Genomic DNA, 17,801 nt, shown 5'->3' on the forward strand with positions numbered 1-17,801 from the left:
GTATGAGCCTCAGCCCGGCAGCTCGAACACCAGGGTCGTTCCCCGTCCGGGGGCGCTGTCCACCGTGAGTTGCCCGCCGGCCAGCGCCACCCGTTCGCGCAGGCCCAGCAGCCCCAGGTGCCCGGCCTGGGCGCGGGCCTCGGCCTGGTCCGGGGTAAAGCCCTGGCCGTCGTCGCTGACACTCAGGCGCACGGCGCTCTCCCCGAAGGTGATGCGCAGCGCGGCGCTGGCGGCCTGGGCGTGCTTGTCCACGTTGCTCAGGGCTTCCTGGGCCAGCCGGAACACGGTCAGCTCAGCGGCGGGCGACAATCGGCGCTCGGGGCCGCTGACCTCCAGCCGGGCAGCAGTTTGCGCCTGCGACGCCAGCCATTCCAGCGCCGGAAGCAGCCCCAGGTCGTCGAGCACCGAGGGCCGCAGGTTGCGGGCAAAGCGCCGCACGCTCTCGATGGCAGTGTCGAGGTCGGCGCGGATGTCGTCGGCCCGCTCACGCTGCGGGCCACTCAGCTCACGCGCCAGTCGGGTGACCCGGCGGGTGGTGGCGATCAGCACCTGCGCGGTGTCGTCGTGCAGCTCGCGGCTGATGCGCCGCCGCTCCTCCTCCTGCGCCTGGGTAAACAGGGCGAGGTAACTGCGCAGTTCGCTCTGGCGGCTGGTGGCGGCTTCCAGCGCCTGCCCGCGCCGGGCGATCTCGTCGGCCAGCGTCTGCAATTCGGAGAGGTCACGGGCGACCAGCAGCACGCCGCCCGCACCGTTTGCCTGCACCGCGCTCAGGCGCACTTCGAGTCGAAACCCCGCCACCGTGATCTCGGCGCGGCCCCCGGCGGGATGGGCCAGCGCCATGTCCCAGGCCAGGCGCAGCGTCTCACGGGTGTCCGGCGTGGGCAACGAGAGCAGCGGCGCTCCGGTCAGCGGGCCGGTCAGCGGTTCGAGCAGGCGGCAGGCGGCGGGGTTGGCGTAGGTGACCTGTCCCGCCGCGTCCGCACTCAGAATCAGGTCGTGGGCGCCCTCGGCCAGCTGCCGGTAACGGGCTTCCTCGCGCCGCAGCGCCGTGAGCAGCCGCTCGCGGGTCAGTGTCAGGGCGAGTTGGTCGGCCACCGAGCGGGCCAGGCCCAGCACCCGGTCCCCGGGCGGAACCGTATCCGGGTCATCGGCGTAGAGAAAGCCCAGCACCTCGCTGCCGTCCTCGCCGCCGACCAGGGGCACGATCAGGGCGCTTCCGGCGGTGGGCAGGCAGACCCGGCGCGTCAGCGGGCGCGGCCCCCGGCCCAGTTGCCCGGCGAGGTGCGCGAGTTCCTCGGGCGACGGGGGGTGCAGGTTGTAGGCCGCGCAGCGCAGCCCCCCGTCCTCGCCGTTCAGCACCAGCAGGCCGCGCCCGGCGCCCAGCGCGAGGGCGCAAAGCCGCACCGCTTCGGCCAGCGCCTGTTGCCGGCGCTCGGGGTCGCTCCGGTCCTCGCTGAGCAGTTGCCCCACCCCCAGCAGCACGGCGGCTTCGCGCTCACGGCGCAGCTCTTCTTCGTACAGCCGGGCGTTTTCGATGGCCAGACTCGCCTGCGCGGCGAACACGCTGGCGAGCGCGAGTTCGTCGCTGTCGAGCGGCAATTCGGCTTTCCAGTACAGGGTCAGCACTCCGAACAGCCCGCCCCGGGTGAGCAGCGGCAGCCCCAGCACGCCCCGGTAGGGGTACTCGCCCCGCGCGAGCAGGCCGCGCGTGTAGCGGCTGCCTCCGCCCCAGCCCTCACGCGGGAGGTCACGGGCGACCACGGCCTCGCGCCGGGCGGCGGCCTGCCCGGTCACGCCCGCCCCGAACTTGGCCCGCACCCGCAGCACGTACTCGCTGCTCAGCCCCAGCGCCGAGGTGATGTTCAGGGTCCGGCCATCGGCCTGCTGCTCGTACACGGCGGCGGCGTCGGCCTGAAACAGGGCCTGCGCTCCTTCCAGCACGCGCGGCAGGGTGTCGGACAGGTGCAGGCTGCCCGCCAGGACCGCTCCCGCCTCGCGCAGCGCCTCGGCGGCCTCGCGCTTGCGGGTTTCGATGGCGTAGAGCCGCGCATTGTCGATGGCCAGACTCGCCTGCTCGGCCAGCGCCAGCACGAGCCTCGCGTCGTCGTCGCTGGCCGCCGCGCCGGGCGTGCGGCTGTCCACGTACAGCAGCCCCAGCGGGCGCCCCCGCGCACTCAGCGGGGCGATCACGGCGGCCTCGGGGCTGAGTTCGCTCAGGCTGCGGGCCAGCGGGGTATGTTCGTCCCGCGCCCGCTCGAACCGGATGGTTTCGCCCCGCCGCACCAGCTTCTCGAAGGTGACCGGCCCCACGCCGATGCCGCCGGTAAACGGCCCGTCGAAGCCGAAGGTAAAGACTTCGCCCGTGCGCGCCCGGCCTTCGCCGTACTCGCTGAACAGCCCCACGAAGGCGCGGCCAAAGCCCAGGGCCTGCGCCGCCGTTTCCGCCGTTCCGCGCAGCACCACCCCGAGGTCGAGGCTGCCCGCCAGCCGCCGCACCAGACTCTCCACCGTCTCGGCAATCCGGCCCCGCCCCCGCCGCGCTTCCCGCGCCTGCACCCCTTCCAGCGCCAGCGCCAGCAGCGGCGCGAGGCCCAGAAGCTGCGTCTGCCCTTCCTCGCTCGCCCCCACCAGTTCCAGCACCCCGCAGCCGAACGGCAGGGCGCTGAGCATGCCCGCCGCCTGCACACTGCCCCCGTCGAGCGCCCGCCGCGCCAGACTGCCGTCACTCAGGGCCAGGCCCCGGCCCTCACAGGCGACCTCGTGCAGTTCGCCCGCAGACGCGGCCCACACCCGCGCGCCGTGGGCGCCGGTCTGCTCACAGGCGTAGGCGGCCAGCAGCGTCCCGAACGCGGGCACGGTGCTCGCCTGGGCAAGGGCAGGGGGCAGGGCGACCATAAGGACCAGGGCCGAGTCTAGAGCAGTTCTCCGAATTACGTGATGCGCGGAACGTCACCCCGCATCACTCCATTCTTCGCGCTGGTCAGAAGTTCAGGAGGAGCGCCCAAGCGGGACACAGCGTCACCAGCCGCACAGCCACCTCCACCTCAACCCGGCTCGTCCAGAGTTTCCGTTTCCCACAGCAGGTCACGCCAGACCCAGCCGCAGCCTGGAAACCGCAGTCCCGCTTCGAGTTCGGCCAGCAGGTAGGCCCGCGCCGCGCCGGTGGTCGTGAGGTCGGCCAGCGCCCCGAGGTCACGCTGCCCGTCGATCCACCGGGCCACGGGGTGCCCGGTCAGGTGCGGGGCGGCCCTGTCCAGCCGCAGCCCGAACCAGGCAAAACGTCCGATGGGCCTGGCCTGCCCGCCCAGGACCGCCTGAGCCAGCGCCCCCGCAAGGCTGGGCAGTGTCTGGCCGCTCTGGGGCAACGCGGCGCGGACGCTGCGTCCCTCCGGGTGCTCGAAGCCCGGCAGCGCTGCCTGCCAGCGACGGCTGGGACTGCCGATCACGGCGCAGATGCGGCGCCACTCGTCGCTGATCCGCGCCCATTCGGCCACGAACTGCGCGTAGGGCAGCGGAGGTGTTCCGCCCTGGGGCCGCACCACGAATTCGAACCTTCCCCGCTGCGGTTCCGGCGGGCAGCTCATCAGCGCGTCCATGCCCGACCAGTCGACGACGGCGCCCCCCGTCACCTCGCCGCGCACCAGCGACACCTGAAACGGCAGCGGCCGACCGTTTACCGCCGCCTCGACCCGCAGCACCCCGGTCTGGCGGGTGTCATGCAGCAGGTCCAGCAGGCCAGGCAGTGGCAGGTCGTGGAGGTCTCCTCGCAGGGGCGAATCGGGGTGGACGAGGCTCACGGCACCCATCTTAAAGGGCAGGAGTTTACAGACCAGTCACCAGAGAGCAGCGGAGCAGAGGGCGACAGAGACAGAGCCGTGAGGCGAGGACACCGGGAAGCGGGCGGAGCCCCCGCCTGTTCTGGCCCCTGTCCGGGGGCTATCTGTTTGGGGGCTGTGCGCTCAGAATTGCACCTATGCGTCGACAACAAGCAACTCAGGGGGCCACCATGATCATGGTGGTCCTGCTGACCCTGCTGCTGCTCGCCGGGATTCTGGCCGCCACGGTGCGCCTGAGCCTGGGGAGTCGGCAGAACACGGCCGATCAGGCAGCGACTTTAAAGGCCCAGTACGCGGCGGAGTCGCAAATGGCGATGGTCACGCGCCGACTTCAGGATTACCAAAAGTTACTGACTGCGGAAATTCCCGGAGCCGACGGCGGCAGCATCACCCATTTGCAGGTCCCCCCCGGTACGACCATTGCAGACCTCGAAGCCTATGGCAAGCAATTTTGTAATAAGGCAGGGGTGAGCAATCCCTGGGTTGCCACTACCGCCTACGCCGCTGCACGCTCCACGCTTGATGACGAACTCTATCCCGATGCCAAGGAATGCGCAGTTGACAATACGGTCAACAATGCCGAGCAGTTTGCGATTCTCGCTGCTCTGGTCACGTCGCAGGCTTACAATGTTCTTGAGAACGCTGATGAGCGGCCGAGTGACGTGAACGACCCAGCCATCCTCAAGGCTTGGTGGAAAACACTGCTCACCACTGATATCGGGACCACCAACTGGCGTCTAGGCGTCCGTGCCTTGCGAGTGGTGCAGCTGACACCGACGGTCTACCGCTTTTTCTTCGGAGTTCAGAACGCCCGAACGCGCGGCATCGTCGGCAACGCCACACGTGTCATGACGGCGTCAAGAGCAAAGGACGGCGAATGGTGGTTTCAGATTGAGCTGCCCAATCTGCTTGAAGACGTGCTCATGACCAACCACCACCGCTCTCAGCCCTCCAGCACTGCGACCTATGAGCCAGCGGGGGCACCGAGCGTCAACTTCACCGACCAACGCTTTGACGGCTCCATCCACACCAACGAGAAGTTTCTCTTCGACGGCAGCGCAAGCGCTCAGTTCCTCGACCAGGTCAGCAGTGTGGGCTGTACAGATCTGCCGCGTAATGGGCGCCCGGCCAGCGGCGACTGTGCCAAGGCAGCAGGTGTTTACATCGCCAGAGAGATTCAAACACCACCGACCACGGCGGACACAAATGCCAAGAGAAGCAAGTGGATTGCAGATAAGGTAGCTGAGTCACCGCGCACGGTCAGTTTTGTCAAGACACCGAGCGACAGCACGCAAATCGATTATTCTAAAACGAATTTTACCGCCGATTACAAACCTCTGCCGGAGAATGAAAGCGATCAGATGGCGGCGGCCAACAACGCCGGGCTCGCATTGAGCGGTCAGGTGGATTCAGTGGAGCTGAAGGCAGCCGACGGAAACGGCACACCGCTTTCAACCTACGCCAATAGCAAGTGGAATGAGGCCGCTGGTAATATCTATCAGTACATTACTGTCAAGCGTCGTGAAATCACTCGAAGCTGCACGGTTTCAAGCTGGCGGCAAGAAGACTACTGGAGTTTCATTGCTTGGAAATACTACCCGACTCAGACTTATATCGACTGGCCCAGCTCTGACCCTGAAACAGGGACTTCACTTAAGAAATATAGCAGCTCGCATTACTACGTCAGGAGTGTGACCTGTCAAAGTACAGTCTCCAGTACAGTTATTACTGACGAGTACCGTTATGGGCCGGACATGGTCCTGCAAAAGAAACCGGCGGGCGGAGCTTGGTCGCAAGCGACGGCGGTTCGCACCAATTTCAACGGTGTCATCTTTGGACAGAATATGACGACAGTGACTGGCCCGGCACGGATTGGCGGCGATACCACCGGAGCGCTTGACAGGGCACCCCCTGCTCTGGCTTCGTTTGCCAAGATCACCCTGGCCGCAAGTGGCGACATTGGCCTTGGTTCCGATCTGACGTTGTCGCAGACGCCCTGCACTTTCTCTGAAACGAGGGCGACGCCACCTTGCACACGTAATCCTGGCAATGTTCTCGGTATTTACAGTCAGAGCGGCAACGTCATCGTGAGAACGACGACTCCTAGAAACGTCAACATCCACGCCGCAATTATGGCGAGCACTGGAGAGGCGACAGTCGAGAATTACAATTCGCGTGCTCAGAGCGGAAATGTCAAGCTGATCGGTAGCCTGATTGAAAACTGGTACGGCGCGTTTGGACAGTACGGCAGCAGCAACACAGGTTACGGTCGTGATTTTACCTACGACGTGCGTCTGAACAGGGGTATCACCCCACCATTTTTCCCGGTCTCTCCCCGGTGGAATGTGAAACCGGCCTCTGCGGTATCGCAGAACAGCCTGGCAAGCATCGTGCCCCTGACGTCGTCTTCCAGAGGGTTGAGCTTCTGATGAGGTGGCACCAAGGGGGACTTACCCTTATCGAACTGCTCGTGGTACTGGCGATCATCGGCATTCTGATGGGCATTTTTGGGTGGAATATGATACGCAGCATCAGAGCCGCCGAACTGCGGGAAGCGGCAGCCCAGGTGGCTGTAGATCTGCGTCAGGCGCGTTCGCTGGCGCAACGCAGCAGCAGCGACATCGTTCTCGTGCTTCCAGGAAGCGCAGGGGCAAACACTTACAAGGTGGATACCAACGTCAAATCTATTCCTTATGGAGTGCGACTGATTTGTAGATCCAACTGCGGCACCAGCACGACAACGAACGTGACTTATCAGGCACCATACGGCGAATTGGGTGCCATAGGTAGCATTTATATCGTCAGGAGCCCCATGAGTGGAATCGGTGACTATGAAATCAGAATTGTGGGCGTGACCGGCAAGATTATCCTTGCAAAAGCGGGGGGCTAAGTGGTGTCTCAGGATGAAAGTAGGTTGCACCGACAGTTACAGGAACGCGAACAGGGGCTGACGATCATTGAGCTTCTGGTCGCCATTGCTCTTCTAGGGATCCTGACTGCTGTTTTAACCGCTACCTTGACCGGATCACTCAGTCTTAACAGGCAGTCACAGAAACAGCTTGACACCACCACACAGGTTCAGGCCATTGTCGAAAACGTGCGCGCCGCTTGGAAGACGCAAAGCAATTATGACAGCGCTTGTGCGCCCAGCGTTCCAGTACCGACTGGGTACAGCGTCAGGTTCATCAACCTCAACTCGCGTGCTGCTCCACTCAATGCGAACGGCACCCTTTGGCAAGCTCCGAATCCCAATCCGACCAACGCAGGGCCACCAAGCAACCCAGTTTCTCTCCAGGCAGCTTGTACGGCAGCAACTGGTGCAAGTGTAGGAAGTGGGACGGCCCTATCGGTGCCTGCTCTTCGGCGTCTCGTGGTGCAATCGGGAACGGCCGCGGCAGACGGCTCGCAGGTCATTGGGCCGCAAGACTTCTCTTTGACTCTTGATGTACTGAGACCACAAGAATGAATGTTCCAGACAAACGCGTAAGGGCTGAGGGCTTTACCCTCATTGAGCTGCTCGTGGCCATAGCTTTACTGGCTGTCGTCCTTTCGGCACTTGTGGCCTTCTTCAGCCAAAGCAGCCGCGTTGCGACCGAATCCGGCAGCCGCGCAGAGTTGCAGCAGGAAATTCTGAACGCTCAGCAGCTTATCGCTGGGCGCCTGAAAGAAGCGTGGTACGTCTACCCGGCAGGTTATACATTGCAATTGGGAGCATCAGCAACCAGCACGGCGAACCTGCGGCAAAACCCTATCCCGAACACGGCTAGAACAGGCTACGCAAACTGGCTGACGGGCTCTGACCCAGTGCTGGCGATGGTTTTGCCGCCCAGAGCGGCAGGCACCTGTCCCGCAGAGAGCGCGACCGCAACGGTCAAGGCAGCCGGAGCCGACTTCTGTTACCGCTTTTTCGCCTACTACCCGGTCAAGCGTTCCGTCTGGGTCAGCGGCACCGGCGGCACTTCTGCGCCGTCGGCCAGCAATCCCGGCGACGAGCCAGCCAACGACAACGTCTGGGTGCTGGCCGAGTACCGCAAGACCCTGTACGGCTTCACTCCGGATTCAGCCGTTCCGACGGCGCTGGACGGTGGGGACGCCAACCTCCTGACCGATTACCTGGCCCCCACCTACGCCACCAGCGGGTTTACGACCAGCAGCAACACTTACAGGATGTTTACGCTGATTTCGGCCAATGGCGCTGCCACGTCCTCTACCAACCCGGTGAGCGGCGTCACCCTCAAGCTCGCGACCACCCGCAATACAGGCGGCAAAGTCCTGCGCTTGCCTGACCAGACAGGCACCTACACCATCACCATCTATCCGGCAAACCTCGGCAAAATCGCCTCCAATTGACAGCCGGGTGGCTCGACCCTCATGCTGGAACGTCCAGATTTTGCAGGAAGCTGTAGGGGCCTGTGCCCGCAGGCTCTACACTGGGTTTCATGCTCGTTTCCAGTCCGGTTCAGCATCTTCTGTCACGCGAACGCGAACTGCTCGGGGACCTGCAAGCGTTTCTGGAGGCGCAGGGCGCTCCGCCCGAGGTCGTCGAGCACGCCCGGACTGCCACACGCATGCTCGACGAGGCGTTCTTGCTGGTGGTGGTCGGAGAATTCAATGCGGGCAAGAGCAGCTTCGTCAACGCGCTGCTCGGTGCCCAGGTGCTGCCCGAAGGCGTCACCCCCACCACCGACCGGATTTACGTGCTGGTCCACGGCGAGACGCCCGGACAGCTCGAACCCACCCGTGACCCCTTCGTCAGCCGCCTGACCCACCCTCTCCCGAGTCTCGAAGGGGTGGCGCTGGTGGACACGCCCGGCACCAACGCGATCATCCGGCAACACCAGGCGCTGACCGAGGGCTTTTTGCCCCGCGCCGACCTGGTGCTGTTCCTGACGAGTGCCGACCGGCCCTTTACCGAGTCCGAGCGGCAGTTCCTGACCCTGGCCGCCCGCTGGGGCCGCAGTGTGGTGATGGTGGTCAACAAGGCCGACCTGCTGGAAACCCCCGAACAGGCCGAGCAGGTGCGGGCCTTCGTGGAAACGGGCGCGCGGGGCGTGCTGGGGCTGAACCCGCCGGTGTTTCTGGTCAGCGCCCGGCGCGAGCAGCGGGGAGGCGACGCGGGCTTTGCTGCGCTGCGCGGGGCGCTGCGTGAGCGGCTCTCGGAAACCGAGCGGGCGCGGCTCAAGCTCGCCTCGCCGCTGGGCACGGCGGCGGAACTGCTCAGCGGCGAGGCGCAGCGCACCGAGGCGGCGCGGGCCACCCTGCATGAAGACCTGCGCGTCCTGCGCGAGCTGGAGCAGCAGCGGGAGCGGCACCGCGAGGCGACGCGGGGCGAACTCGACGCGCAACTCGGGCGGGTGGGGCGGCTGCTCAGCGAGTTCGAGGTGCGGGCCGACAAGTTCATCGACGACAAGCTGCGTTTCGGCAACCTGCGCGGCCTGATGAACTCGCGCGATCTCGAAGAGCAGTTCCGTCGTGAAGCGGTGGCCGAGTTGCCGGAGGCCATCGAGCGGCAGTTCGGGGCCATGATCGACCGCTTCGTCGAGACCAACCTGCACTTCTGGGAAGACGTGCAGACCCTGCTCATTCGCCGCCAGCCCAGCGGCGAGGTCGCCCGCACCCGCTTTTCCTATGACCGGGGAGCGCTGCTTGAGGGCATCGCCGGAAGTGCCCGCGAGCAGCTTTCGGCCACCACCGAGCACCACCTCGCCCGGCAGTTCTCGCAGGACGCCGAGGACGCCATGAAAGGAGTCATCGGCAGTCTGGCCGGGGGCGTGGGCATCGGCGCGGGTGTCGGCGCCCTGATCGGGGCCACCGCCTTCGACTTTACGGGGGGCATTCTGGCGGGGCTGACCCTCGGCAGCCTGGGCCTGCTGCTGCTGCCCGGCAAGCGCACCCAGGCGCACCGGCAACTGCGGCAGCGGGTGGCCGAGCTGCGTGAAGCCCTCGAACGCATCGTTCGCCGCGAGTACGAGCAGGAGCAGGAACGGGCCGACGCCCGGCTGAGCGAAGCGACCCTGCCTTTTACCCGCTTTACCGAGCAGCAGCGCGAGCAACTGAGCGGCGCGGCGGAGCGTTCGGCAGAGTTGCGGGCGCGGGTGGAAGCCCTGCAGACCGAGGTGGCCCGCCTGGGCGCCTGAGCACCCCCGATTTCGCCCCCCGGCGGGCAGTGTCCCCGGCGCGGTGCCAGTTTCCCTCCTGCTTCGTCCTGTTAGCCTGCCCGCGTATGAGCGCCGCCTCGCCCGCCGCTATGTCCTCTCTGCCTCCTGTGCGGGTCGCCGCCCTGGGGGTGGGGGTGGCCCTGCTGGTGCTGGGGCTGAAGTTCGTCGCTTACCGCCTGACCGGCAGCGTGGCGCTGTACTCCGACGCCCTGGAAAGCATCATCAACGTGGTGGCCTCGGGCGCGGCGCTGCTGGCGCTGTGGGTGGCGGCCCGCCCCGCCGACGCCTCGCACCCCTACGGCCACACCAAGGCGGAATACCTCAGCGCCGTGGTCGAAGGGGTGCTGATCGTGCTGGCCGCGCTGAGCATCCTGCGGGTGGCGGTCCCGGAGCTTTCTCACCCCAGGGTGGTGGACGCCCCCTGGCTGGGGCTGGGCATCAACCTGGGGGCCAGCATTATCAATCTGATCTGGGCCAGCGTGCTGCTGCGCTTCGGCAAGGCGAGCCGCAGTCCGGCACTGACCGCCGACGGCAAGCATGTCATGAGCGACGTGGTGACCAGCGTGGGCGTGCTGATCGGGGTGGTGCTCGCCCGCTTCACCGGCTGGCACGTGCTCGACCCGCTGCTCGCGCTGCTCGTGGCGGTCAACATTCTCTGGAGCGGCTGGGGCCTGCTCAGCAGCAGCGTGGGCGGCCTGATGGACGCGGGGGTGGACCCCGACACCGACACGCAACTGCGCCGGGTCATCAGCGAGGAGGCCATCGGCGCCCTGGAAATCCACGACCTGCGCACCCGGCACTCGGGGCAGCTCACCTTCGTCGAGTTTCACCTCGTCGTGCCCAGCGAAATGACGGTGCGTGACGCCCACACCATCTGTGACCGCCTGGAAGACGCCATTCAGCGCGTCATCGGCGGCGCCCACGTCACCATCCACGTGGAGCCGCAGGACCAGGCCAAGCACTCGGGCGTGCTGGTCATCTGAACGGGCGCCCAATCCATTTTTCAAAGCGGAATCAAAGCGGGATCAGCCCAGTTCCTCGGCCTCGCGCACCAGGTCCATCACCCGTGAGCGGATCTGGCGTTCCTCGCGCAGGTAACGCCCGGCGCTCATCTGCACGCCGATGCTGGCGACCACGCTGCCGCCGTGGTGGTAGGGCACGGCCAGGGTGCACTGGCCCGGAATCCATTCCTCGATGGAGTAGGCGTAGCCCAGGCGCCGCACCCGCGCCACCTCGGTCTTCCACTCGTCGGCGGTGGTGATGCTGCTCTGGGTGCAGTGGGCGAACTCACGCGGGGTCATGCCCGCGTAGACATACAGCAGCTTGCCGCTCGCGGTGGCGGTGGCGGGCAGGTACACGTCGAGCGGCAGGTCGATGTCGGCGTCCGGGTGGCGCTCACGCATGGCGGCCACCACGTCCTCGCCTTCCAGAATGCACAGGAAGGCCACCGCCTGCACGTCGAGCGCCAGGCGCGTGAGCAGGGCGCGGGCGTCCTGAAACCAGGGCAGCGCCGAGGTGAGTTGCGCGCCCATTTCGGCGATGTGCCAGGACAGCCGGTACTTGCCGTGCGGGGTGCGGCGCAGGAATCCTGCCTCGGTCAGCCCGGCGAGGTAGGCGTGGGCGGTGGCACGCGGCACCCCGAGGTGGGCGGCCAGAGCACGCACCCCCCATTCGGGCTGCTCGGCGCTGAACGCACCCAGGATGTTGGACGCCTTTTGAAGAGAAAGCACCCGTCCAGCGTAAACGGACGCCCAAGTTCCTGTCTACTCTACGCCCCGTGTAGGTCTGCCTCCCTGTGGCCCCCCTCTCCCCCAAGAAGCGCTCAAATCCGCTCCGCTGCGCCCCCCCCCCGCTCCTCTGTTAGCTTGAACCATGCGAATGGGCCTGCGCCTCGGTGTGTTGCTGCTGTTTCTGATTCTTCTGGGGGTGCTGGCGGTGCTCAACCGCGACTTTCTGATGTACCCCCACACCCTGTACCTGGGGTTCGCCACCTACCGGGAACTGCCGCTGGGCCTGTTTCTGCTGATGCTGATGCTGATTCCCATGCTGGTCTTCTATTTCTGGGCGGGCCTGACCCGGCTGCGGGCCGAGGCCGACACCGCCCGGCTGCTGCGCGACATGGAGGGGCTGCGCTCTAGCCTTGACGCCCAGGAAGGCAGCCGCTTCGCCCAGCTTCAGAGCTACCTCGACGGGCGGCTGAACACCCTGGAGCAGCGGTCCCTGGGCGAGGGCGGCGGCGCCAGCCAGGCCGAACTCACCGCCCTCCGGAACCGTGTGGACGCGCTGCAAGACGACCTCGGCCTGCAACTCGCCCAGCTCGACGATTACCTCAAGCGCCGCCTGGGATGAGGGGCGCCGGTTCGGGCAGGGGCCTTGAACCGCGTCCCAACCCGGGCAGACGCTTGCACCCGGTTCATTGCGGGTCGCCGGTCGCTGACTAGAATGTGGGGCATATGGCATTGGACCGTTTTTTCCGCAGGCGCCGCCCCCAGCAGCAGGCGGGCAGCGACCTGCCGGACCTCTGGACGCAGTGCCCGGCCTGCAAAGAGGGGCTGTACAACCGCGAACTCGAGCAGGAAGCCTACGTCTGCCCCCGCTGCGGCCACCACTTCCGCCTCAGCGCCGAGCGCCGGGTGGAGGTGCTGGCTGACCCCAGCAGCTTCCGGCAACTCTCGGGGCAGGTGCATCCGGTGGACCCGCTGCACTTTACCGACACCGAGCCGTACCCCGAGCGGCTGCGCCGCGCCCAGGCCAAGACCGGGCGCCCCGACGCCATCCTGACGGGCACGGCGACCCTGCACGGCCTGCCGGTCACGCTGGCGGTCATGGACTTCGCGTTCTCGGGGGGCAGCATGGGCAGCGTGGTGGGTGAGGAAATCGCCCGCGCCGCCGAGCACGCCGCCGCCACCCAGACCCCGCTGCTCCTCGTCGCGGCCAGCGGCGGAGCCAGGATGCAGGAAAGTGCGCTCTCGCTGATGCAGATGGCGAAAACGACGGTGGCCCTCGAAGCCCTCACGGAGCGCGGGGTGCCGTATGTCAGCATCCTGACCGACCCCACCACCGGGGGCGTGACGGCCAGCTTCGCCACCATTGCCGACGTGATCGTCGCCGAGCCGGGCGCCCTGATCGGCTTTGCCGGACCCCGGGTGATTCAGCAGACCATCCGCCAGAACCTGCCCGAAGGCTTTCAGCGCGCCGAGTTTCTGCTGGAACACGGCATGGTGGACAACGTGGTGGACCGCCGCGAACACCGCCGCCACCTCGCGCAGTTGCTCGGGGTACTCACCCGCCGCGAGGTGAGCCTGTGAGTCCCTCGCGCCCTGCCTCACAACCCACTGCCTCCCAGACCACCGCCGACGCCCTGCGCGAGTTGCAGGCCCGCGTGCAGGACCTGGAAGCCACCGCCGAACGCACCGGCCAGAACCTCGACGCGGCCCTCGCTCCGCTGCGCCAGCAACTCGACACCCTGCGCCGCGAGCACGCCGCCGGACTCTCGCGCTGGGACCGGGTGCAGCTCGCCCGCACGCCGGGACGCCCCACCGCGCTCGACTACGTGGAGCGGCTGTGCAGCGACTGGACCGAGCTGCACGGGGACCGGCGCTTCGGCGACGACCCCGCGCTCATCGGCGGCCCCGCCCGCTGGCAGGGGCGGCCCGTCATGCTGCTGCTTCAGCAAAAGGGCCGCGACACCAAGACCAAAATCAAGCGCCGCTTCGGCAGCGCCAACCCCGAGGGCTACCGCAAGGCGATTCGGCTGATGGATCTCGCCGACCGCTTCGGGCTGCCGGTGGTGTCCCTGATCGACACCCAGGGCGCCTACCCCGGCCTGGAAGCCGAGGAGCGCGGTCAGGGCTGGGCCATTGCCGAGAGCATTCAGCGCATGGTGCGCCTGCGGGTCCCGGCGGTGTGCACCGTGATCGGTGAAGGCGGCTCGGGCGGCGCCCTGGCGGTCGGGGTGGGCAACCGGGTGCTGATTCAGGAAAACGCCTGGTACTCGGTCATTTCCCCCGAAGGCGCGGCGAGCATCCTCTGGCGCGACGCGGCGCAGGCCCCCCTCGCCGCCGAAGCCCTGCGCGTCACGGCAGCCGACCTGCTCGACCTGGGCATCGTCGAAGAAGTCGTCCCCGAGCCGCCGGGCGGCGCCCACCTCGACCCCGAAGCCGCCGCGCAGGCCCTGGGCAGCGCGGTCAGCCGTCACCTCGACGCCCTTTCCGCCCTCAGCCCCGACGAGCTGCTCTCGCAGCGGGCCGCCCGCTTCCGTTCACTGGGGGCGTTCGAGGAACGCTGATACGGAACGCCTCTTTGCTACAGATTTCTACAGGGCCAATTGCTACAGGGCCAATTGCTACAGGGCCAACGAAAGGCCTGTCATACGGATTCCGATTGAATCTGGTAGTTTCAGATTCAATCCGACTTGCAAAGCTGCGCAGCAGAGCGGATGCGAGTAGGAAAAAATACGGGTTACGCGATATGGATGCACAGGCGGCGCCTTCCCAACTGTACAGGCCCGACTGTGCAGGAATGAAGCGGAATCCGTATCAGCCCTTGCGCCGGAAAGGATTCCAGTTGCGCCGCGTCGGGCGGGTGCCGTCCGGCTTCCCCGGAGCTTCGGGCAGGCTTTGAGCCACGCGGGGAGCGGCGGTGTGGCGCCCGGACTGCTGGGCCGAGGCGGGCAAGGCGTCGCCAGGCAGCGTGTCTTCGTGGTTCGGTGGGGGTTCACCCAGGGCTTCGAGCAGGGCGCGGTGAAGCGCGTCGGCGGTCGGGCGCTCGTGGGGCCGCTTGGCGAAGGTGCGGTCAAGGAGGCGGCACAGGGCGCGGGGCAACTCCGGGCGCAGCGAGGCGAGCGGCGCCGGAAAACGCGACAGGTGCGCCACCATCAGTTCCGCGTAGCTGTTGCCGGTGAAGGGCCGGGCGCCCGTGAGCAGTTCCCAGGCCATCACGCCCAGGCTGTAGACATCGCTGGCGCCGCTGGTCGACTCGCCGTGGTAGACCTCCGGCGCCATGTAATACGGGCTGCCGCTGGTCTTGGACCCCTGAGCGACGAAATACGCGCTGCCCAGGTCCCCCAGCGCCGCGCGTCCGTCGCTGACGTAGACGTTTTGCGGCTTGACGTCCTGGTGGACGGCGCCCAGCCGGTGCAGGTACGCGAGCGCCGAAGCGATGTCCGCCAGAATCCTCAGCGCCTCCCGTGACGGCAGCGGCTGACCCCGCAGGCGCCCACTCAGCGGGCCGTCCGGGTAGTAAAAGAGCGCCAGAAACGCCCCCGGACCGAAAGGAGTGCCCGCAAACCCGCGCACCACATGCGGATGCTGAAACTTCAGGGTCAGCCTCACCTCGTTGCCGAAGCGTTCGGCGGCGTCATGCTGGCGCAGTGTGGCCGGCAGCGGCAGTTTCACGGCCACCTCACGGCCGTCAGGCCCGGTGGCCAGGCGCACATCCGACGTGTTGCCGCGCCCGATAGAACGCGACAGCACATAGTCTTGAAGGGTTAGGGACAACTGACTCACACGCTCACTTCTTCTCCTGGCCCGCAGTGTAACCAGCGGCTCCTCACCAAATTCTATCCAGAATTCCATAGAGGGTAGGACCACAGAAGAGCGTGGAGTTGTCGTAGTCGCGGTTTTTAGCTCATCCTGACCCAGGGGGGAAGCCGGGAGAGAGGTTGTGAAGCGTTCCACCTCTCAACTTGGAAAATGTGGGGATTGGAAATTTGCCGCTCTAGAGCAGTTCTCCGAATTACGTGATGCGCGGAACGGCACCCCGCCTCACTCCATTCTCCGTCCTGCTCAGTGTTTTGCACTCGCTCCGCTCGCCAAAAAGACGTTGCGTCTTTTTGTCAAATGCTCTAGGACACCTTTTGCGTTACCCCCCTCCCAACCCTCCCCCGCAAGGGTGGAGGGCTATCAAGGCATCTTGTACGGGTTCTGATTGAATCTGGTAGTTTCAGATTCAATCCGACTTGCAAAGCTGCGCAGCAGAGCGGATGCGAGTAGGAAAAAATACGGGTTACGCGATATGGATGCACAGGCGGCGCTTTCCCGGCTGTGCAGGAATTAAGCGGAACCCGTATTACCGCGTTCAAAGTCGCTCCACGCTGTCTTGTGGTCCTACCCCATAGAGCATTTGACAGAAAAAGCGGAGCGTTTCTGTCCGACTTGCAAAGCTGCGAAGCAGAGCGGACTCGGAGAGCTGCCCGGCAGAGCGAGTGAATTTCGACGAGCAGAACGGACTTGCAAAGCTGCGAAGCAGACTGGTACAGCTCCGCAGGAGAGAATGGAGCGGGTGGCGGTGCCGTTTCCGACACACGCGTAATTCGGAGAACTGCTCTACAGCATTTGACAAAAAGACGCAACGTCTTTTTGGCGAGCGGAGCGAGTGCAAAACACTGAGCAGGGCGGAGAATGGAGTGATGCGGGGTGCCGTTCCGCGCATCACGTAATTCGGAGAACTGCTCTAAACGTCGCCGTTCGCTTTCCAGCAGGGGCAGGAACAGAGCGGCAAACAACGTAAACCGCCGGGGGCATGGGGTATGCTGGGCGGGCTATGAGCCACTCTTCCTCTTCTTCTTCCGGTGGGGGCATGGGCCGCACCCTGCTCTGGATCGCCATTGCGCTGACGGTGCTGCTGCTGGGCTGGGTGACGGCCACGGCGGTTCGCGCCAACCCGATTTACAGTGACCGCGACGCCCACGGCGTGAGCAAGTACCACTTCATCGAACTGTGCCGCGAAGAGCTGCATACCCCCAACGAGCTGCCCCTGATGCTGGGCCCGGGTCAGACCCAGCCGCTGCTCACGGCGGTGCAGGGCACCGGAGAGATGCGGGCCAACGACACGCTGCAGGTCGTGAGCACCGCCACCGTGGCCCAGACCGACCAGGCCGTGCAGGCCGGCGAAAACGGTCAGCTTCAGATGACGCTGCCGGTGCTAATTCAGTTCCGGGACACCGCCGGAGCCACCCGCCCACTGGTGCCGGTCAACATGCAGTGCAGCTACGACAAGACCAAAGCGGAAAGCGAGCGCCTGCAAGTGATGCTGGTTCCGGGGGGCTGACCTTTTTGCCCGGAGAAACCCGCTGAGAGAGCCGCTGGTCACTTCCCGACTTCAGGGGTGACCGGCGGCTCTCTTCGGGTTCTGGGGCGGGTTCCGGCTTCCGGTGCCCGTATCAGCGTCGCCAGGGAAAGCGCCCGGTGGCGGGAACCCTGGCCGTGACTTCGCGGTCTGATGGAGGCACGACCTTTTCCAGCTCGAACAGCGCGGCGCTCAGCCACTCGGGAACGTGCTGCCTCAGCTGCGAGCGCGGCACCCAGATGGCCGACTTGAGGCCCAGCGGCTGCGGGTTGAGGATGCCCGAACAGTAGTCGGTGCCGAAAATCAGGTTCAGGTGCGGCGTGGCGTTCCCTGCCGGCCCCCCCGGCGCAAGCAGGGTGTGGCTGCCGACCAGCCAGAACTCGCTGACCGAGATGCCCAGTTGCGTGAGCAGCAGGCGCCGCAGCACGGTTTCGACCACCCCCAGCCCGCTGTGCTGAACGTCCACGAGCGTTCCCGGCAGGCTCTGGGGACCGCCCGGCAGCAGCAGGCGGTGCGGGCGCACCAGCAGCACATCGTCCTGACGGCGCACCAGGGCGAAGGTGCCCACGCGATAGCTCGGAACTTCAGATTCGGTTGCAGGGTTCATCTCGGTGACTCCAGGTCCGGCGCAGGAAAAGGAAAAGCAGGTGGGCGGGCCGCTTGGACCTGGCCGGGAGGCGGCACGGTCTTCGTTGGCTTTGCGTGTCCCCTCTGCCCCGGTACGGCTCCGACCCGCATG

General features: G+C 66.1%; 15 protein-coding genes. 10 read left to right on the forward strand and 5 right to left on the reverse strand.

Annotated features, from left to right (window positions below; all coding sequences use genetic code 11):
- Positions 1–9: 9 nt before the first annotated feature.
- Both G6R31_RS05985 and G6R31_RS05990 read right to left on the reverse strand, forming a co-directional pair.
- Complete coding sequence (locus G6R31_RS05985; RefSeq protein ID WP_017871129.1) at positions 10–2,895, reverse strand: GAF domain-containing protein; 2,886 nt, start codon at positions 2,893–2,895, stop codon at positions 10–12.
- 149 nt (positions 2,896–3,044) lie between these two features.
- Positions 3,045–3,806: a DUF4388 domain-containing protein gene (locus G6R31_RS05990; RefSeq protein WP_017871130.1), complete on the reverse strand. Its 762-nt coding sequence runs from the start codon at positions 3,804–3,806 to the stop codon at positions 3,045–3,047.
- A 200-nt stretch (positions 3,807–4,006) separates the two neighbouring features.
- On the opposite strand from G6R31_RS05990, the gene G6R31_RS05995 reads away from it, so the two are divergent.
- The 6 genes from G6R31_RS05995 (at position 4,007) to mntE (ending at position 10,977) form a co-directional block, all read left to right on the forward strand.
- Positions 4,007–6,265, forward strand: a complete 2,259-nt coding sequence (locus G6R31_RS05995) for a hypothetical protein (protein ID WP_017871131.1) — start codon at positions 4,007–4,009, stop codon at positions 6,263–6,265.
- Entirely contained in the window at positions 6,265–6,726 is a 462-nt protein-coding gene (locus G6R31_RS06000; RefSeq protein WP_017871132.1) for a pilus assembly FimT family protein, read from the forward strand. The genes G6R31_RS05995 and G6R31_RS06000 overlap by 1 nt, the downstream gene beginning before the upstream one ends.
- 3 nt (positions 6,727–6,729) lie before the next feature.
- A complete protein-coding gene (locus G6R31_RS06005; RefSeq protein ID WP_229659259.1) occupies positions 6,730–7,302 on the forward strand; it encodes a type II secretion system protein in 573 nt (190 codons plus the stop codon).
- Positions 7,299–8,186 carry a PulJ/GspJ family protein gene (locus G6R31_RS06010; RefSeq protein WP_025567400.1) on the forward strand — a complete coding sequence of 296 codons (888 nt, stop codon included), beginning with the start codon at positions 7,299–7,301 and terminating at the stop codon, positions 8,184–8,186. The genes G6R31_RS06005 and G6R31_RS06010 overlap by 4 nt, the downstream gene beginning before the upstream one ends.
- 89 nt (positions 8,187–8,275) lie before the next feature.
- Complete coding sequence (locus G6R31_RS06015) at positions 8,276–9,973, forward strand: dynamin family protein (RefSeq protein ID WP_017871134.1); 1,698 nt, start codon at positions 8,276–8,278, stop codon at positions 9,971–9,973.
- 86 nt (positions 9,974–10,059) lie between these two features.
- A complete protein-coding gene (gene mntE, locus G6R31_RS06020) occupies positions 10,060–10,977 on the forward strand; it encodes a manganese efflux transporter MntE (RefSeq protein ID WP_114671626.1) in 918 nt (305 codons plus the stop codon).
- A 42-nt stretch (positions 10,978–11,019) separates the two neighbouring features.
- Here mntE and G6R31_RS06025 read toward each other — a convergent pair whose 3' ends face one another.
- Positions 11,020–11,724 carry an IclR family transcriptional regulator gene (locus G6R31_RS06025; protein WP_017871136.1) on the reverse strand — a complete coding sequence of 235 codons (705 nt, stop codon included), beginning with the start codon at positions 11,722–11,724 and terminating at the stop codon, positions 11,020–11,022.
- A 148-nt stretch (positions 11,725–11,872) separates the two neighbouring features.
- On the opposite strand from G6R31_RS06025, the gene G6R31_RS06030 reads away from it, so the two are divergent.
- The 3 genes from G6R31_RS06030 to G6R31_RS06040 all read left to right on the forward strand — a co-directional run bounded on the left by G6R31_RS06030 (position 11,873) and on the right by G6R31_RS06040 (position 14,282).
- Positions 11,873–12,343, forward strand: a complete 471-nt coding sequence (locus G6R31_RS06030; protein ID WP_017871137.1) for a hypothetical protein — start codon at positions 11,873–11,875, stop codon at positions 12,341–12,343.
- A gap of 104 nt (positions 12,344–12,447) precedes the next feature.
- Positions 12,448–13,302 carry an acetyl-CoA carboxylase, carboxyltransferase subunit beta gene (gene accD, locus G6R31_RS06035; protein ID WP_025567396.1) on the forward strand — a complete coding sequence of 285 codons (855 nt, stop codon included), beginning with the start codon at positions 12,448–12,450 and terminating at the stop codon, positions 13,300–13,302.
- On the forward strand, positions 13,299–14,282 hold the full coding sequence (locus G6R31_RS06040) for an acetyl-CoA carboxylase carboxyltransferase subunit alpha (RefSeq protein ID WP_017871139.1): 984 nt from the start codon (positions 13,299–13,301) through the stop codon (positions 14,280–14,282). Before accD ends, G6R31_RS06040 begins: the two co-directional genes overlap by 4 nt.
- A 250-nt stretch (positions 14,283–14,532) precedes the next feature.
- On the opposite strand, the gene G6R31_RS06045 is transcribed toward G6R31_RS06040, so the two are convergent.
- The gene (locus tag G6R31_RS06045; protein ID WP_051056504.1) at positions 14,533–15,468 is read right to left on the reverse strand and encodes a serine/threonine-protein kinase; all 936 of its coding nucleotides are present in this window, start codon (positions 15,466–15,468) and stop codon (positions 14,533–14,535) included.
- A 1,069-nt stretch (positions 15,469–16,537) separates the two neighbouring features.
- Between G6R31_RS06045 and G6R31_RS06050 the strand changes: the two genes are divergently transcribed.
- Entirely contained in the window at positions 16,538–17,044 is a 507-nt protein-coding gene (locus G6R31_RS06050) for a hypothetical protein (RefSeq protein ID WP_040384156.1), read from the forward strand.
- A gap of 112 nt (positions 17,045–17,156) precedes the next feature.
- Here the strand turns inward: G6R31_RS06050 and G6R31_RS06055 are convergent, their stop codons facing one another.
- A complete protein-coding gene (locus tag G6R31_RS06055) occupies positions 17,157–17,669 on the reverse strand; it encodes an NUDIX hydrolase (RefSeq protein ID WP_081608220.1) in 513 nt (170 codons plus the stop codon).
- Between the last annotated feature and the right edge of the window lie 132 nt (positions 17,670–17,801).

Origin of the sequence: Deinococcus wulumuqiensis R12 (genome assembly GCF_011067105.1) — a bacterium.
In the GTDB taxonomy this organism is placed as follows: domain Bacteria; phylum Deinococcota; class Deinococci; order Deinococcales; family Deinococcaceae; genus Deinococcus; species Deinococcus wulumuqiensis.

Coding starts and splice junctions, on each gene's coding strand:
- G6R31_RS05985 (WP_017871129.1), bottom strand. CDS start 2,895: ATGGTCGCCCTGCCCCCTGCCCTTGCCCAGGCGAGCACCGTGCCCGCG.
- G6R31_RS05990 (WP_017871130.1), bottom strand. CDS start 3,806: ATGGGTGCCGTGAGCCTCGTCCACCCCGATTCGCCCCTGCGAGGAGAC.
- G6R31_RS05995 (WP_017871131.1), top strand. CDS start 4,007: ATGATCATGGTGGTCCTGCTGACCCTGCTGCTGCTCGCCGGGATTCTG.
- G6R31_RS06000 (WP_017871132.1), top strand. CDS start 6,265: ATGAGGTGGCACCAAGGGGGACTTACCCTTATCGAACTGCTCGTGGTA.
- G6R31_RS06010 (WP_025567400.1), top strand. CDS start 7,299: ATGAATGTTCCAGACAAACGCGTAAGGGCTGAGGGCTTTACCCTCATT.
- G6R31_RS06015 (WP_017871134.1), top strand. CDS start 8,276: ATGCTCGTTTCCAGTCCGGTTCAGCATCTTCTGTCACGCGAACGCGAA.
- mntE (WP_114671626.1), top strand. CDS start 10,060: ATGAGCGCCGCCTCGCCCGCCGCTATGTCCTCTCTGCCTCCTGTGCGG.
- G6R31_RS06030 (WP_017871137.1), top strand. CDS start 11,873: ATGGGCCTGCGCCTCGGTGTGTTGCTGCTGTTTCTGATTCTTCTGGGG.
- accD (WP_025567396.1), top strand. CDS start 12,448: ATGGCATTGGACCGTTTTTTCCGCAGGCGCCGCCCCCAGCAGCAGGCG.
- G6R31_RS06050 (WP_040384156.1), top strand. CDS start 16,538: ATGAGCCACTCTTCCTCTTCTTCTTCCGGTGGGGGCATGGGCCGCACC.
- G6R31_RS06055 (WP_081608220.1), bottom strand. CDS start 17,669: ATGAACCCTGCAACCGAATCTGAAGTTCCGAGCTATCGCGTGGGCACC.